This is a genomic window from Mycolicibacterium parafortuitum (assembly GCF_002086815.1).
Lineage (GTDB): Bacteria > Actinomycetota > Actinomycetes > Mycobacteriales > Mycobacteriaceae > Mycobacterium > Mycobacterium parafortuitum.
Window position 1 is genome coordinate 309,410 of sequence record NZ_MVID01000004.1, and the last position, 14,858, is coordinate 324,267.

Annotated in this window: 17 protein-coding genes; 8 read left to right on the forward strand and 9 right to left on the reverse strand. The window is 69.2% G+C overall.

The window, feature by feature from the left end; all coding sequences use genetic code 11:
• The first annotated feature begins 15 nt into the window (after positions 1 to 15).
• Entirely contained in the window at positions 16 to 816 is an 801-nt protein-coding gene (locus BST38_RS07940) for a hypothetical protein (protein WP_083142710.1), read from the forward strand.
• Between the two features lie 3 nt (positions 817 to 819).
• On the opposite strand, the gene BST38_RS07945 is transcribed toward BST38_RS07940, so the two are convergent.
• Positions 820 to 2,208, reverse strand: a complete 1,389-nt coding sequence (locus BST38_RS07945; RefSeq protein ID WP_083142711.1) for a PucR family transcriptional regulator — start codon at positions 2,206 to 2,208, stop codon at positions 820 to 822.
• A 142-nt stretch (positions 2,209 to 2,350) separates the two neighbouring features.
• Here BST38_RS07945 and BST38_RS07950 point away from each other — a divergent pair, with 142 nt between their 5' ends.
• Genes BST38_RS07950 through BST38_RS07970 form a run of 5 tightly spaced genes read left to right on the forward strand, consistent with a single transcriptional unit; the run spans position 2,351 to position 7,082 of the window.
• Positions 2,351 to 3,796: an APC family permease gene (locus tag BST38_RS07950; protein WP_083142712.1), complete on the forward strand. Its 1,446-nt coding sequence runs from the start codon at positions 2,351 to 2,353 to the stop codon at positions 3,794 to 3,796.
• Entirely contained in the window at positions 3,789 to 4,478 is a 690-nt protein-coding gene (locus BST38_RS07955) for an SDR family NAD(P)-dependent oxidoreductase (protein WP_083142713.1), read from the forward strand. Before BST38_RS07950 ends, BST38_RS07955 begins: the two co-directional genes overlap by 8 nt.
• Positions 4,475 to 5,239, forward strand: coding sequence for an SDR family NAD(P)-dependent oxidoreductase (locus tag BST38_RS07960; protein ID WP_083142714.1), 765 nt, complete (start codon positions 4,475 to 4,477; stop codon positions 5,237 to 5,239). Before BST38_RS07955 ends, BST38_RS07960 begins: the two co-directional genes overlap by 4 nt.
• Positions 5,236 to 6,219, forward strand: coding sequence for an agmatinase (gene speB, locus BST38_RS07965; protein ID WP_181791977.1), 984 nt, complete (start codon positions 5,236 to 5,238; stop codon positions 6,217 to 6,219). The genes BST38_RS07960 and speB overlap by 4 nt, the downstream gene beginning before the upstream one ends.
• Entirely contained in the window at positions 6,219 to 7,082 is an 864-nt protein-coding gene (locus tag BST38_RS07970; protein WP_083142715.1) for a polysaccharide deacetylase family protein, read from the forward strand. Before speB ends, BST38_RS07970 begins: the two co-directional genes overlap by 1 nt.
• A 1-nt stretch (position 7,083) precedes the next feature.
• Here BST38_RS07970 and BST38_RS07975 read toward each other — a convergent pair whose 3' ends face one another.
• Positions 7,084 to 7,647, reverse strand: a complete 564-nt coding sequence (locus BST38_RS07975) for a lipoprotein LppJ family protein (protein ID WP_237160697.1) — start codon at positions 7,645 to 7,647, stop codon at positions 7,084 to 7,086.
• 7 nt (positions 7,648 to 7,654) lie between these two features.
• Positions 7,655 to 9,532, reverse strand: a complete 1,878-nt coding sequence (locus tag BST38_RS07980) for an alpha/beta hydrolase (RefSeq protein WP_083142716.1) — start codon at positions 9,530 to 9,532, stop codon at positions 7,655 to 7,657.
• Between the two features lie 83 nt (positions 9,533 to 9,615).
• Here BST38_RS07980 and BST38_RS07985 point away from each other — a divergent pair, with 83 nt between their 5' ends.
• Positions 9,616 to 9,885: a YdeI/OmpD-associated family protein gene (locus tag BST38_RS07985; protein WP_083142717.1), complete on the forward strand. Its 270-nt coding sequence runs from the start codon at positions 9,616 to 9,618 to the stop codon at positions 9,883 to 9,885.
• Positions 9,886 to 10,066: 181 nt separating this feature from the next.
• Here the strand turns inward: BST38_RS07985 and BST38_RS07990 are convergent, their stop codons facing one another.
• Together BST38_RS07990 and BST38_RS07995 are read right to left on the reverse strand one after the other, a co-directional pair.
• Positions 10,067 to 11,353, reverse strand: coding sequence for an MFS transporter (locus BST38_RS07990; RefSeq protein ID WP_083142718.1), 1,287 nt, complete (start codon positions 11,351 to 11,353; stop codon positions 10,067 to 10,069).
• A gap of 99 nt (positions 11,354 to 11,452) precedes the next feature.
• Positions 11,453 to 11,677 carry a DUF3072 domain-containing protein gene (locus BST38_RS07995; protein ID WP_083142719.1) on the reverse strand — a complete coding sequence of 75 codons (225 nt, stop codon included), beginning with the start codon at positions 11,675 to 11,677 and terminating at the stop codon, positions 11,453 to 11,455.
• Positions 11,678 to 11,760: 83 nt separating this feature from the next.
• Here BST38_RS07995 and BST38_RS08000 point away from each other — a divergent pair, with 83 nt between their 5' ends.
• Positions 11,761 to 12,258: a pyridoxamine 5'-phosphate oxidase family protein gene (locus tag BST38_RS08000; protein WP_083142720.1), complete on the forward strand. Its 498-nt coding sequence runs from the start codon at positions 11,761 to 11,763 to the stop codon at positions 12,256 to 12,258.
• 3 nt (positions 12,259 to 12,261) lie between these two features.
• On the opposite strand, the gene BST38_RS08005 is transcribed toward BST38_RS08000, so the two are convergent.
• The 4 genes from BST38_RS08005 to BST38_RS08020 are packed head-to-tail and all read right to left on the reverse strand — an operon-like array spanning position 12,262 to position 14,831.
• Positions 12,262 to 13,065: a thioesterase family protein gene (locus BST38_RS08005; RefSeq protein WP_083142721.1), complete on the reverse strand. Its 804-nt coding sequence runs from the start codon at positions 13,063 to 13,065 to the stop codon at positions 12,262 to 12,264.
• Positions 13,066 to 13,093: 28 nt separating this feature from the next.
• Positions 13,094 to 13,426, reverse strand: coding sequence for a GNAT family N-acetyltransferase (locus BST38_RS08010; RefSeq protein ID WP_083142722.1), 333 nt, complete (start codon positions 13,424 to 13,426; stop codon positions 13,094 to 13,096).
• An 8-nt stretch (positions 13,427 to 13,434) separates the two neighbouring features.
• Complete coding sequence (locus tag BST38_RS08015; RefSeq protein WP_083142723.1) at positions 13,435 to 14,400, reverse strand: pirin family protein; 966 nt, start codon at positions 14,398 to 14,400, stop codon at positions 13,435 to 13,437.
• Positions 14,397 to 14,831, reverse strand: a complete 435-nt coding sequence (locus tag BST38_RS08020) for an EVE domain-containing protein (RefSeq protein WP_083142724.1) — start codon at positions 14,829 to 14,831, stop codon at positions 14,397 to 14,399. Before BST38_RS08020 ends, BST38_RS08015 begins: the two co-directional genes overlap by 4 nt.
• Between the last annotated feature and the right edge of the window lie 27 nt (positions 14,832 to 14,858).

The following is a 14,858-nucleotide window of genomic DNA, read 5'->3' on the forward strand; positions in this document are numbered from 1 at the left end:
GAGTTTGTGGGGGGCATGAGTAGTTCATTCAGCGGATCAGCCGTGGGCGGATTCCTTGTTTTGGCCGTCGTACTGATCGCGATAGTCCCCAAGCCGGTGTGGATACTCCTCCTGATCCTTGGGGGCGCCGCCCTGATCACCTGGATCATCCTCGCGATAGGAGAAGAGGACCGGAAGTGTCGCGCGGAGGCCGAGGAGCGGGACCGTGCGGACGCATATGAGCAGGCTGCGGAGGCGAAGCGGGAGCGTCGGGAACGCGACCAACGAGCGCGGCAGGAGCGCATCGCGACGCTCGGCAAGAAGAATGCCGAAGTTGTCGAATCCGCGGTCGTGGCAGCGAGACAGGTCGGCGATTCGGAAGCTGCGCACGCCGGATGGCTCGGTGACGTTGACTTCACGACCGACATCCAGACGATCACCGGCAGCTTGAAGAAGGCCTACGACCTTCGCTTGGTTGCCGACAGGCTGGCTGGGCTTGAGTCGCCGAACGACGACGATCGCAGGATCCTCGCCGAAGCCAAGGCAACGATAAAAAGGCTGGAGGACACGGCGAACCGCCGCGTCGTGCTGATCGTCAAATGCGCGGAAGAGGCACAACACATCGACGACTCGCTGCGCAGGGAACGTGAAGATGCAAAAGTCGCCGCGCAGCGCGCCGAGCTTCATGCCGAGTTGAGCGCAATGCTCTACGGCGTCGAAGCGACGCCGGACACATCGTCCACGAGCCCGGCCGTGGACTCGGTCATGGCGCGCGTGCAGGCGTACCGGGAAATCAAGGGCGAGATCGACAAGGCTCGCCTCGACGGCGCTGCCTGAGGGTCACTCCGCCCGCTCGGCCGCCCACATGCCGATCACGAACGCCGTCAAGTCGTTGTGCTGCAACGGGTCTCGGCCGGTGATCTCCTGGATGCGGGACAGCCGGTGGCGCACCGTGTTGGTGTGCAGGAACAACGCCTTGGCCGTTTCGCTCAGCGAGCCGTTGCACGCGACGAAGGTCCGCAGCGTTCGGACATGCTGGGTGCCGCGCGCGCTGTCCAGCTCCGTGAGCGGATCGATCAACAACTGCCGGAACGGCGCGAGCTGCGCCAGCGGCAACTGCTCCAGCAGGCTCTCCAGCGTGCTCAACTGATCGGGCCCCACCCGGCCGCCCCGGTGCTCGGCCAAGCCCAGCGCGATGCGCGCCTGCGCGATCGCCGACCCGAGGTCAGGCAGTGGCACCGGCGCCGAATGCCCCGTCGGCAGCGCCAGGTCGTCGGTCACCTTCGCCGCGCCGACCGTCAGCATCAGACACAGATCCGGGGCATCCCCGATCAACGCGTCCGGGAACGAGATCGACAACAGCGCGCCCGCACCGGCCGGCCACGCCGAGCACGCGACCTCCTCACCGAACCCCGGCCACTCCAACAACTGGCTCAACGCGTCCGGCAGCAGCATCCGGCGCTCGACCAGCGACAGCAGCTGCCCGACCCGCTCCCGGGTCAACGCCGCCTCGATGTCGCGCTCACCCTGCGCCGCACGCACGAACCGTGCGATCAGGTCCAGCAGTGCCGGCTCCGGGCGGTCACCCCGGCCCATCCACACCAGCGTGCCCATCCCCGGCACCGGGACCGTCACCCCGGCGTCCTCACTGCCCGCGTCACTGTCCGCGTCACCCTCCGCGCTGCCGTCGGGCTCAAGAAGGAAGTAGCACCCCAGCACCTGGCCCGCCGCGTCCAGCAGCTGTCGGGGCGAGTCGTGCCGGCGCAGCGACAACAGCAGTTCCGGGACCAGCGCGTTCGTCGCCCGCGCGACCGCGATCTCGTGACCGAGCCGGAACTCCGCGACGAACCGGCTGATCACACTGAACGGCACCGACGGCGGCGCCACCAGCACCGGCAGCCCCTTCTGCCTGCACCGCTGCAGCAGCGCGGCAGGCACGGTGTCATGTCCGTCACCTACGCCGAAACACACCCCCGCAGCCCCGGCGGAAACCAGCGCGTCGACGAACGTCGTGCAGCTGCGCTCGCTGTTCAGGCTGATGCCGACGGTGCACACCAACTCCCCGCCGCGCAGATACCGCGACGGATCCGGCATCTCGGTCGTGTGCACCCAGCTGATGGTCCGGTCCAGATCCTGGGCGGTGTCGGCGGGAACCGACAACCCCAACCGGGCCGTCTCCAGCAAATCATGCAGCGTCGGGGCGACCGACTCCGCACGCTGCTCTGACACCCCGCGAGCGTAACGCGGCTGTCACACGCCGGGGCGCCTCCGTTGTGCGATCCTCCAATACCGCACCCCCGCGACGGTGCGATTCTGGCGTCTTCACCTTCACAGCTGGCGTCACCTGACCTCGGCGTCGATAGTTCCAGCCATGTCGTCATTGGTCAGCCCGGCTGAGCAGCAGCCTCAGTTGCGCCGGGAGTTCTCGCTGGGATCGGCGTTCGCCTTCGCGTTCGCCTTCATCTCGCCCATCGTCGCCCTGTACGGAATCTTCGGCCTCGCCCTATCGGCGGCCGGGCCGAGCTTCTGGTGGGGCTTCGCCCTGGTCTTCGCCGGCCAGTTCCTGGTGGCGCTGGTGTTCGCGACCCTGGTCTCCCGGTGGCCGCTGGAAGGCTCGATCTACCAGTGGTCGCGCCGGCTGCTCGGCAGCACGTACGGCTGGTTCGCGGGCTGGGTCTACATGTGGACCCTGGTCATCGCGATGGCGACCGTCGCGCTGGGTGCGGCGGGCTTCGTCGCCAACATCGTCGGGATCGAGGAGCCGTCGGGTGGCACGCTCGCGCTGATCGCGCTGGTGATCCTGCTCTGCGGCACGGCGGTGAACCTGGTCGGGCGCCAGGCCCTCAAGATCTTCATGATCGGCAGCATCATCGCCGAGGTCATCGGGTCGGTCGTGCTGGGCACGTGGCTGCTGATCTTCCATCGGCACAACTCGCTGTCGGTGCTGTTCGAGGGCGGCGGCGCCGACCTGGACCTCGGGGCCTACCTGGGCGGCCCGTTCCTGCTCGCGGTCGCGTTCATCGGCTGGTCGTTCGTCGGCTTCGAGAGCGCCGGCTCGATCGCCGAGGAAGTCCACAACCCGCGTCGCGATCTGCCCAAGGCCGTGCTGTTCTCGATCGCGTTCATCGCGCTGGTCGTCGGCTACTCGGCGCTGGCGATCATCCTGGCCATCCCGGACCTCGACGCGGTCGCCGAGGGCGCCGTCGCCGACCCGGTCTATGACACCCTGACCACCGCGCTGGGCGCCGGCATCGCCAAGCCCGTCCAGGTGATGTTCGTGATCGGCTTCCTGGCCAGCTTCCTGGCCCTGCAGACCTCCGCGTCGCGGGTCATCTGGGCCTACGCCCGCGACGGCGCACTGCCCGCCTCGCGCACGCTGGTACAGCTGCGCGGCAAGGCCCGGATCCCGGTGGTCGCGATCCTGGTGACCACCGTCATCGGTGCCGCGCTGTTCCTGCTGAGCATCGTCGCCGGAGACATCTACTCGCTGATGGTGAACTTCACCGCGGGCGGCTTCTACCTGGCCTTCCTGTTCCCGCTGATCGGTTTCCTGGCGGTGCTGCTGCGCAAGGCGTGGACGCCGGGTGCGTTCTCGCTGCGCGGGTGGACCATGCCGGTGGCCGTGGTCGCCGTGGTGTGGGCGGTCCTGCAGTTCCTCAACATCGCGTGGCCGCGCGTGGCTTTCGAGCAGCGCTACCTGGACTGGTCGGTGTGGATCGGTGTCGTGGTGCTGGGCATCATCGGCGCGGTGCTGTACACGAGCGTGAAATCCCGGATCTCCGCGCCGCAGGACGAGCCCGTACTGGTCGATGACTGACAAGGTCGCGCTGGTCACCGGCGGCGCCAGCGGTATCGGCGCCGCGGTGGTCGACGCGCTCACCGCCCGCGGCTACCGGGTCGGCTGCCTGGACCTGAACCCCGGTGCCGCCGCGAACAGCGTCGCGGTCGATGTATCCGACGCCGACGCGGTGGCCCGTGCGGTCGGGAAACTGCGTGACGAGCTCGGAACGTTCGACGCTGTGGTGACGTCGGCCGGCTACTACGAGATGGCGCCGGTGTCCGACATCAGCGAGAACGCGTGGCGGCGGATGCTGCGCGTCCACCTCGGCGGGCTGGTCAACGTCGCGCGTGCGACGCTGCCGGACCTGAGGGCGACGCGCGGATCGCTGGTCGCGGTGGCCAGCGAGCTCGCCGTCGGCGGCGGTGACGAAGACGCCCACTATGCGGCGGCGAAGGGCGCGATCCTCGGATTCGTGCGTAGCCTCGCCGCGGAAACAGCCGGCAGCGGGGTTCGGATCAATGCGGTCGCCCCCGGACCCACCGACACCCCGCTGCTGGCCCCCGACTCACCCTGGCGCGCAGACGATTACCTGCAGATGCTGCCACTGCGCCGGCTCACCACGCCGGCGGAGGTGGCTCGTTGCGTCGAATACCTGGTCTGTGACGCCACGTTCAGCACCGGCGACGTCGTGAACGTGAACTCGGGAGCGGTGATTTGAGTACCGATCTGCGCGGCCGCGTCGCACTGGTGACCGGTGCCGCCCAGGGCATGGGCGCCGCCCACGCGCGCCGGCTCGCCCACGCCGGTGCGACGGTCGCGGTCAACGACCGCGAACCCAGCGACGCGCTGACCGCGCTGGCCACCGAAATCGGCGGGTTCACCGCCGCCGGAGACGTTTCCGACCCAGACCAGTGCCGGACCATCGCCGCGCACGTCGCGGCCATCGCCGGACGGCTGGACGTGCTCGTCGCCAACCACGCGTACATGACCATGGCGCCGCTGCTCGAGCACGACGACGCCGACTGGTGGAAAGTGGTGGACACCAACCTCGGTGGCACCTTCTACCTCATCCAGAGCGCGCTGCCGTACATGCGTGAGAACGGTGCGGGCCGCATCGTGGTGATCTCCAGCGAGTGGGGCGTGACCGGCTGGCCGGAGGCCACCGCGTACGCGGCGTCGAAGGCCGGGCTGATCTCGCTGGTCAAGACACTCGGCCGCGAACTGGCGCGCGAGCACATCATCGTCAACGCGGTCGCCCCCGGCGTGATCGACACCCCGCAGCTGCAGGTGGATGCCGACGCGGCCGGAGTGGCCCTCGACGAGATCCATCGCCGGTATGCCGAGGCGATCCCGCTGGCGCGTATCGGCAGCGCCGGCGAGGTGTCCGCCGCGGTTGAGCTGCTCGCCGACTTCAGCGTGGAAGCAATTGTGGGACAAGTGGTCTCGTGTAACGGCGGATCGACCCGAACCCGAGTATGAGCAAGGAGTATCCAGTGCAGATCGACCCGCGGATCCGTTCGGAGTCCGGCGTACTCGGCCAGATCGACGCGCAGCAGGTGCCGCGCTACGCCGGGTTCGGCACGTTCGCGCGGCTGCCGCAGCTCCACGAGGTCGACGGCCACGACATCGCGGTGCTCGGGGTGCCGTTCGACAGCGGCGTCACCTACCGTCCCGGTGCCCGGTTCGGCCCCGCCGCGATCCGGCAGGCGTCCCGACTTCTCAAGCCGTACAACCCGGCTCTGGAGGTGACGCCGTTCGCCTCCGCGCAGGTCGTCGACGCCGGCGACATCGCGGCCAACCCGTTCGACATCGACGCCGCGGTGGAGCAGATCAAGGCCGGGATCCTCGACCACGTCCGCACCCCGGACCAACGGTTTGTGCTGCTCGGCGGCGACCACACCATCGCGCTGCCCGCGCTGCAGGCGGTCAATGAGCTGCACGGCCCGGTGGCGTTGGTGCACTTCGACGCTCACCTCGACACCTGGGACACCTACTTCGGGGCGCCGTGCACCCACGGCACCCCGTTCCGGCGCGCGTCGGAACAGGGTCTGATCGTGAAGGGGAATTCGGCGCACGTCGGGATCCGGGGTTCGCTGTACGACGCGGGTGACCTGCTCGACGACGCGGAACTCGGGTTCACCGCGGTGCACTGCCGCGACATCGACCGCATCGGCGTCGACGGGGTGATCGAGCGGGTGCTCGAGCGTGTCGGCGACCATCCGGTGTACGTGTCGATCGACATCGACGTGCTCGACCCGGCGTTCGCGCCGGGCACCGGAACCCCCGAGATCGGCGGGATGACGAGCCGGGAGCTGGTCGCGGTGCTGCGCGCGATGCGCGCGTTGAACATCGTGGGCGCCGACGTCGTCGAGGTGGCGCCGTCCTACGACCACGCCGAGGTCACCGCGGTGGCCGCGGCGAACCTGGTCTACGAGCTGATCAGCCTTATGGTCATCTGATGGAGCAGTTGCGCTGGCCCGACGGCAAGTCCGCCGCCGCGGCGTTCACGTTCGACGTGGACGCCGAGTCGGCGGTCCTGTGGGGCAACGAGGCCGTCGCTGCCCGGATGAGCGTGATGAGCCACCAGGCCTACGGCCCGCTCGTCGGTATCCCGCGCATCCTGGATCTCCTTGAGCAGCACCAGATCCGGTCGACGTTCTTCGTTCCCGGGCACACCGCCGACCGCTACCCCGAGGCGGTGCGCAGCATCGTCGCGGCCGGCCACGAGATCGCCCATCACGGGTATCTGCACGAGCAGCCGACCGCGCTGACTCTCGAGGAGGAGATCGACGCGCTCGACCGCGGGCTCGCGGCGCTGGCCGACGTCGCCGGTGTGCGGCCGGTCGGATACCGGGCCCCGATGTGGGACCTGTCGTGGCGCACCCCGGCGCTGCTGGCCGAACGGGGTTTCCTGTACGACTCCAGCCTGATGGACGCCGACCACCCCTACGAGCTGTCGATCACCCCGGGCGCGGACCAGTCCCTGGTCGAGATCCCGATCCAGTGGGCGCTCGACGACTGGGAGCAGTACTGCTACCTGCCCGACGTGTCCGGGAGTGGCCTGATCGAGAGCCCCCGCAAAGCACGGGAACTGTGGCAACTGGAGTTCGACGCTCTTCGTGGTGTCGGCGGCTGCTGGGTGCTGACCAATCATCCGTTCCTGACCGGCCGGGCGTCACGCGCCGCCGAGCTGGGGGACTTGATGCGGTACGTGCTCGAGCACGACGACGTGTGGGTGACCTCGCTGGAGCAGATCGCCGAACACGTTCGGACACTGGCGCTTCCGCCGCGCTCGATCACCCTGCCCGACGTCCCGCGGTAGTTCAGCCGCGGATCTCGTCGGTGATCTCCACCCCGCCGGTGTCGCGGTGGTCGTTCATGTTGCGGCATTCGCCGAACACCACGATGCCGCCGCGGTCGGGATTGTTGCCGGGTCCGACGGTGGCCCACACGTTGCCCTTGTGCACGACATCGCCGGCCGAATGCTGCCCGGGGGGTGGACCGGGCTCCCAACCCGGTTGCGCGGCAACGGTTGTCGCAATCTCGGTGCCGGCCGCCTGCCCGGTGCTGCCGGGCGGGACGACGAACGCGAGCTCGACCTTGGTGCGGAACGGCGGTTCGCCCTGGTCGTTGCACCACTCCCACTGCAGGTTCGCGTAGGTGATGTCGAGGCCGGCCGTGCGCACGATCTCCCTGGCGGCGTCGACCACCTGGGCGCGCGACTCCTCGTCGGACAGCGGGCTCACCTGCGGATCGTTCTGAGCGGACATCTCCGAGCATCCTCCTATCGGGACCACCAGGGCGGTCAGCGCGGCGAGCACGGCCGCGGCGCGGCGGTGGGCAAGGGGCAGGGGCAGGCGCAGGGGCGGGGGTACGGGGCGGGTCACAGTCGAATCACCTTCCCGGCCTGTTGAATTCCGGGTCGTAGATCACCGGTGTCTCGACCTCGACATGGGGGAGTGGCACTTCGCCGAAGATCGGCAGGTCGACCGCACGCGGGGTGGACACCGTCATCTCGGTGCGCGGTTGGGCGAGCAGGTCCAGGTCGCCGAGCCGGTCACCGTTGCCGGTGACGATCTCGGCCATGCTACGCAGGGATTCGCTGCCCGGGGTGTAGTAGTACGAATGGTCCCCGGGATCGATCATGTCGGCGCCGGGCACCTCGGCGCGGAAGCGCGTCGCGCCGAAATCCTCGAAGGCGGGGTCCGCGCCGAGGCCGGCGGTCGGGCCGACCATCGAACCGAGGCTGTCGTTGATCTCGCCGGGCAGGGTGTTGCCCATCTGGCCCAGCCAGCCGACCGGATCGGTCGACGCGTCACCGATGTACACCTTGTCACCGTCGACGCCGAAATCCGCCGCGCTCTGCGCGACGTCGGTGCCCGGGCTGCCGAGCAGGATCGCGTTGTCGGCCCGCATCCCGCTGTTGGCGAAGGCGTCCGCGACGGTGGTCGACCCGTACGAGTGCCCGGCGACAGTGATGTGCTGGGGGACGCCGGGATCATGAGTCACCTTGAGGCTGTTGACATCCCAGGCCAGTGCGTCACCGCCGGTGCGGGCCAGACCGGTGGTGGCGATGTTCGGGTCGGTGAAGCTCTCCGGGGTGTTGTAGCCCATCCAGGACATCACCGCCGTCGGGTTGTCGGGATCGACCAGCAAGGACTGGTTGTAGAGGTTGATCGCGTCGTTGTGGTTGTCGGACAACCACCCGTCGCGGACGCTGGCGCTGGTGCCGGGGACGATCACCGCGGTGTTGGCGGCCTTGTCCGGGTTGCCGATGGTCACCGCCGCCCTGCCCTTGCCGTCGAACGCCTGAGGGTCGTAGGCCCACAGCATGGTCGGACGCCAGTTCTTGTCGGCCCGCTCCCGGTCGGTGATGTCGCTGTAGCGGCGGATCTCGCCGCCGGGCCCCTTGAGTTCGTTCTCGCCGGTCATCTGGTGGACCAGGCCCTCCTGGGTCCGCCTGGCGTTCTGGTAGCGCGTGACGTCGGACGGCGACAGTCCGTAGCGCGCCGGGTCGGCGGTGACCTGATCGGGGGAGACGCCGTGGCGGGCGGCGACGTTGTCGACCCGGTCGAGGTCGTCGTCCATCACCGCGACGTTGACCTGATCACGCACCTCGGCCGCAATCCCGTTGAGATTGCCCAGCATCGGCGGATGCGCGGCGAGGAGTTCCTGCCGCTGCGCGTCGGTCAGCGAATCCCACCACTGCTTGACGTCGGCCGGGTCGGTGTCCGGGGACGGGAGGCGCATCTGCTCTCCGCCGACCTCCACCGTCGGATTCGGGATGTCGACACCGGCCGCCTGGTCGATCGCCGCGGCGGTGTTCTCGTCGAGGTCGGTGAACAACTGCAGCATCTTCTGCAGGAACCGGGTCAGGTTCTCGGCGATGCCCTCGAGTAGCGGGCCGACCAGCCACTGCTGGGGGGTGACGGTGCCGTCGTCGGCGACCGAGAATCCGAATCGTTCGGTCGAGGCCACCAGATCCAGCAGACCCTCGCGCAGCGCGCCCAGCTGCAACCCGCCGTTGCGCAGTGCGGACTCCAGGTGCCCAAGCCGCATCGCGATCCGGTCCTGATGCGCGCTGTCCTTGAGTCCCGCGTCGAGTGCGGCGGTCGCGGCACTACCGGACCAGCGGCCCGACAGGGAGGACAGCGTCTCGCGTTCGCCGGTGGCGATCGTCTTCAGCGTCGCGAATGTACGGCCCATCGCGTCGGCGGCGTCGACCAACCGGTCCGGCTGCGAATCCCGCACCGTCGACACCGACACGGTCATGGTCCCTCCTCCGCAACCGATCGTTGCACATCGGTGACTCGGCGCAGCGCGTCGGAACTCGGCGTCGGCGTTACGCTGGGCGAATGAGCGGCGAACGGGTCCCCGGCGGGGTGGTCCACAAGCTGCCTGCGGACCTGCGCAGCGCACTCGTCGGGAACGCGACCGCGCTGGCGGCGTGGAAGGACATCACCCCGCTGGCACGCAACGAGTTCATCTGCTGGGTGGAGGACGCCAAGCAGGACAAGACGCGGGAGCGACGGATCCGGCGCACCCAGGAGGAGCTCGAGGAGGGTATGCGCAGACCGTGCTGCTGGCCCGGCTGCAAGCATCGCGAGCGCACGGGCAAGCCCTGACGGTTGCGCGCGGTCTCCCGCCGGTTCGTTTTCATGATCGCGTCGACGGACTTGATGGTCTTCGGCATGGGGCCCCCGTCGTGGTCGGTGGCCACCGGGGACCCGGTGCTGAGATACGTCGAAGTGCAACGCCCACACCAGATCTGATCGGGCCGACGGTGCACCGCCGAGCTCGCCCGCATCACCGTGCCGCGGCGCCGACGTCGGCGGCCTGTCGCACCGACAGGCACATCAGCGCCGCGATGCCGCACAACCCGGCCGCGAGATAAAACGCGAGGTCGTAGTCGCCCTGCAGGTCGCGCAGCCACCCCGCGCCGGCAGCGGCCACCGCCGCACCGAGTTGGTGCGAGGCGAACACCCAACCGAACACGATCGGTGCTTTGTCGCCGAAGTAGTTGCGGCACAACGCGATCGTCGGCGGCACCGTGGCGACCCAGTCGAGGCCGTAGAAGATGATGAAGACCCAGGTGCCGGCTTCCGCGTGCGGGGACAGCAGCGCGGGCAACGCCACCAGTGACAGCCCGCGCCCGGTGTAGTAGATGACCAACAGCACGCGCGGATCCACCCGGTCGGTGAGCCATCCGGAGAACACCGTGCCGGCGACGTCGAGGATCCCGACCACCGCGAGTAAGCCGGCCGCCACGGTGGTGGGCATGCCGTGGTCGTTGGCGGCCGGGATGAAATGGGTGCCGATCAGCCCGTTGGTGGTCATCCCGCAGATCGCGAAGCTGCCTGCCAGCAGCCAGAATGCGGGGACCCGTACCCCGACCGACAGCCCGGAGAACGCCGCGGCGAAACTACTGCCCGGCGGTGTCGGTGCGGGCCCGGTGTCGATCCCGGGCGCCAGCCCGTACCGGGCAAGGCCCTTGTCCTGCGGCCAGTTCCGCATCAGCAGCAGCACCGGCGGGATCACCGCGAGGGCGGCGGCGGCCACCACCAGCGATGCCCACCGCCAGCCGTGGTCGGTGGTCACCGCCGCGACCACGGGCAGGAAGATCAACTGGCCGGTCGCGCTCGCCGCGGTCAGGACACCGGTGACCAGACCGCGCTGGGCCTCGAACCACCGCGTCGCGATCGTCGCGACGAATCCCATCGAGATCGCGCCGGTCCCTGTGCCGACCAGCACACCCCACAGCAGCACCAGCTGCCAGCTCGCGGTCATCGCGATACTCAGCGCGCTGCCCGCCGAGATCAACGCGAGCGCCACGGTAAGCACCGGCCGAATGCCGAAGCGGTCCATCAGCGCGGCGGCGAACGGCGCGGTCAGGCCGAACAGCGTCATGTTCACCGACATCGCCAACCCGACCGTGCCGTGCGACCAACCGAACTCGTGGTGCAGCGGCGTCATCATCACCCCGGGCACGGAGCGGAAGCCCGCCGCGCCGAGCAGCGCGACGAAACTGACGGCCGCCACCACCCAGGCCCAGTGCAGGCGCAGGGTCCCGCGGGGACGAGCGGTGACGGTCACCGCTCGACTATGGCCGCGAACCCTCCGGCGGGACAGGGGCAGGACTGCCGATGTTCGACAACAATGTGCCACCGCCGGCGGGCGGTGCGGCCGCTGGGGTCAGGCGCCGCGCCCGGTGCGCTGCTGCAGGTCGTCGATCAACTCGGAGGCCTGGGCTTTGGTGGCGTCCTCGGGGACCTCGGCGCCGGCCTCCTGGGCCAGGGTCTGCAGATAGCTGCGCTGCGGGCCGGTCATCGGTTCGTGCCCGGTGACCCACTGCGAGGTGTCCTTCTCGGCGTTCTCACGGGGTGCGGGGGTGGTTGCGGGGGTGATGTTGTCGCTCATGTTTTCCCGATTGCCCATCGCACGCATGTTCGAAACCTGTGGGTCGCGTCCGTCCCGCGACGATGAACTGCAAGTATCGACGCGTGGGTAAGAATGAGCGCGGAAAAATCAGGATGTCCGACGGCGAGATCGCCGAGTTCATCGAACGTAACCGGACCGCCACCATGGCCACCGTGCTGCCGAACGGGCGGCCGCACCTGGTCGCCATGTGGTACGCGGTGCTCGACGGCGAGATCTGGTTCGAGACCAAGGGCAAGTCCCAGAAGGCCGTCAACCTGCGCCGGGATCCGACCATCACCGTGATGGTCGAGGACGGTCTGACCTACGACACCCTGCGTGGCGTGTCGATCGACGGGACTGCCGAGATCTACGACGATCCGGAGACCAATCTGCGCGTCGGCATCAGTGTGTGGGAGCGCTACACCGGCCCCTACACCGAGGAGATGCGCCCGTTCGTCGAGCAGATGATGAACAACCGGATCAGCGTGCGGGTGGTCCCGTCGCGGATGCGCAGCTGGGATCACCGCAAGCTCGGCATGCAGGGCATGCCGATCTCGGGCAGCACCGCGCAGTATCTCTGAGCCTCAGCTGAATTCCCGCGGCGGCTTGAAGCCGGGGTTGGCCAGCGCGGTCGCGGTGGCGGTGCCGATCGGGCCCTTCTCGTCGACGACGACGGCCGTGCCGGTGGCCACCCCGGCGTGGCTGTCGTGGGTCAGCGCCGCCAGGCCGATCCACGCACCCTCGGGCAGGCGGCTGAGCGTGAGCGTGTAATCGGCGTTGATGAACGGCAGCCCGTCCGCACCGAAGTGAGTCAGCGAGCTCGCGAAGTCCCCGGCCTGCGCGGTGCGGACAAACGGGGTCAGCTCGGTGCCTGCCACCACCTGGCCGAGTTCCTTCGCCCAGACGTACTTGGGCCCGGCGTAGCCCCAGGCATCCAGGCCCAGGCTGGGTTGCTCGCCGTTCTTGCCGAAGGACCACACGAGCGTCAGGACATCCCTGGTCGGCGGGTCCGACGGGATGTCCGGCATCGCGACCGTGGTGGTGAACCGGTCGGCCTGCGGCTGATCGCCGCGGCGCAGGAACAGCGCGGATGCGCGGGCGACCACCGTGCCGGCCTGCGACATCGTCGCGTCGACGAGCTTGAGCCGGCGGCCTTCCCGGACAACCTCCGTGGTGACGTGCACGGGATGGTCGATCGCCGCGGGCCGCATCAGATCGACGGTGAACCGCGCGGGCTGTAGATCAGGGTCGGCGGCGTCACGCTCGATGACGTGGCCGAGCAGGCCGCCGACGTAGTGCCCACTGATCGTCTGGCCCCACGGACCGCGCGCCCAGCTCGTCGGGACGAATGCGTCCCTGTCAGGGACGTAGATTGCGCGGCTGCTCACCGCCGGGACACTAGCGCAGCCGGGGCGGTCAGCGCCCGGCCAGGACGCCCTTGACCTCGTCGGTCACCGGATCGGTGACGTCCTTGAACTCGGGGTTCTTGTCGATGAAGCCCGCGACCATCGAGCAGACCGGGACGATCCGCTTGCCCTCGGCGCGGGTCGCTTCGAGCGCTTCGCGAACCAGGATCGTCGCCAGCCCACGCCCGCCGAACGCGTCGTCGATCACGGTGTGCGGGAAGATCCGCTGCTCCCCGAAGTCCAAGTACTCGGTGAAGCCGGCCTTGGTGCCGTCGACGGAGATTACGAAGCGGTCCGACTCGGCCGTCACCTCGGTGGGCGCGCCTGTCTTGTCTGTGCTCATGCCCTCCTCTATACCTTGGGGTTGGGGCGCGGACGCAGGGTGGCGTTCGGAAGCGGCGGGGCCGGCAGGCGTCCGACGCGTCCTTCGTAGCCGGCGACGGCACCGAATCGTGCGTCGTGCTGCTCCCACTGCTCGCGGTATGCGGCGATGTCGGCGTGGCTGCGGCCGACGAAGTTCCACCACATCACCAGCTCCTCGCCGAACGGGGTGCCGCCGAGAACCAGCACCCGCGCCGGGCTGTCGCCGCGGTTGGCCAGGTGCAGCCGGCTGTGGCCGGTGCCCTGGTAGGCGAGATCGGCGACGGCCAGCGCCGCTCCGCACGCGACCACGTCACCGTGATCCACCAGCACCCCGTGCTCGAAGGCCTCGTCGATGTCGAGGGCGACCTCGGTGCCGGGATCGAGGTCGAGCTGTGCGCCGAGCAGCGGTGTGAAGGTGTGCACCGGAGAGCGGTCGCCGTCGAGCTCGCCGAGGAACACCCGGGAGGTGACCCCACCGGAGCTGCGCGGCCGGGGTGCGTAGTGCGCAAAGTCGCGGTCGGTGTCGCGGGCGGAGTCGGGCAGCGCGACCCACAGCTGCGCGCCGTGCAGTGTCGTCGTCGCCGGCGTCGACACCTCGGAGTGACAGATCCCCGCGCCGGCGGTCATCAGGTTCAGCTCCCCGGGGCGCACCATCGCGTGCACCCCGGCGCTGTCGCGGTGCTCGACCTCGCCGCTGAACAGCCAGCTGACCGTCTGCAGCCCGGTGTGCGGGTGCGGGGGCACGTCCATCCCGGTACCGCCGCGCACGTCGTGCGGGCCGTAATGGTCGGCGAAACACCACGCCCCGATCAGCGAGCGCTCCCGTTGCGGCAGCGTGCGCCGCACCCTGATCGCGCGGGGGCCGCCGAGCGGCACCTCCCGGGGATGCAGGACACCGGCGAATCCCGTGGCCGTGCAATCGACTTCGGGGGGCGCGGGGTCGGTGTTGCTCATTGCGCCAGAGTAGGCGCCGTGACCATCATCGCCGAGCGGATCACGTCGAGGTCGGCATCGTCGATCGTGAAGACGCCGAACCTGAACTTGTAGCCCCAGCGCGTCTTGTCCTGGATGAAGCCGAGGCGATCGATCAGCGGGCGGATCGGTGTCTCGACGCAGTCCAGGAAGTCGACGTTGCGCCGCCACGGCTGGAGATCGGGGGTGATGTCGGCCTGGTACGCCTCGTCGTCGGCGATCCGGCCGATCGCGGTGAACGCCTGCAGCGGTGGGCCGTCCGGATACACCGTCCTCGGGGAGTAGAAGACGAGCCAGTCGCCACGCGCCATCTTGCGCAGCATGTGCGGCTTGCCGTGGTTGGCCTGGGTGAAGCGGCCGCGGACCGCGCGCTCGACGTGATCGCGGCTCACGGTGTTGATCCAGTTCGTCATGTCCGAACGCTATGCCGCCACACCGAC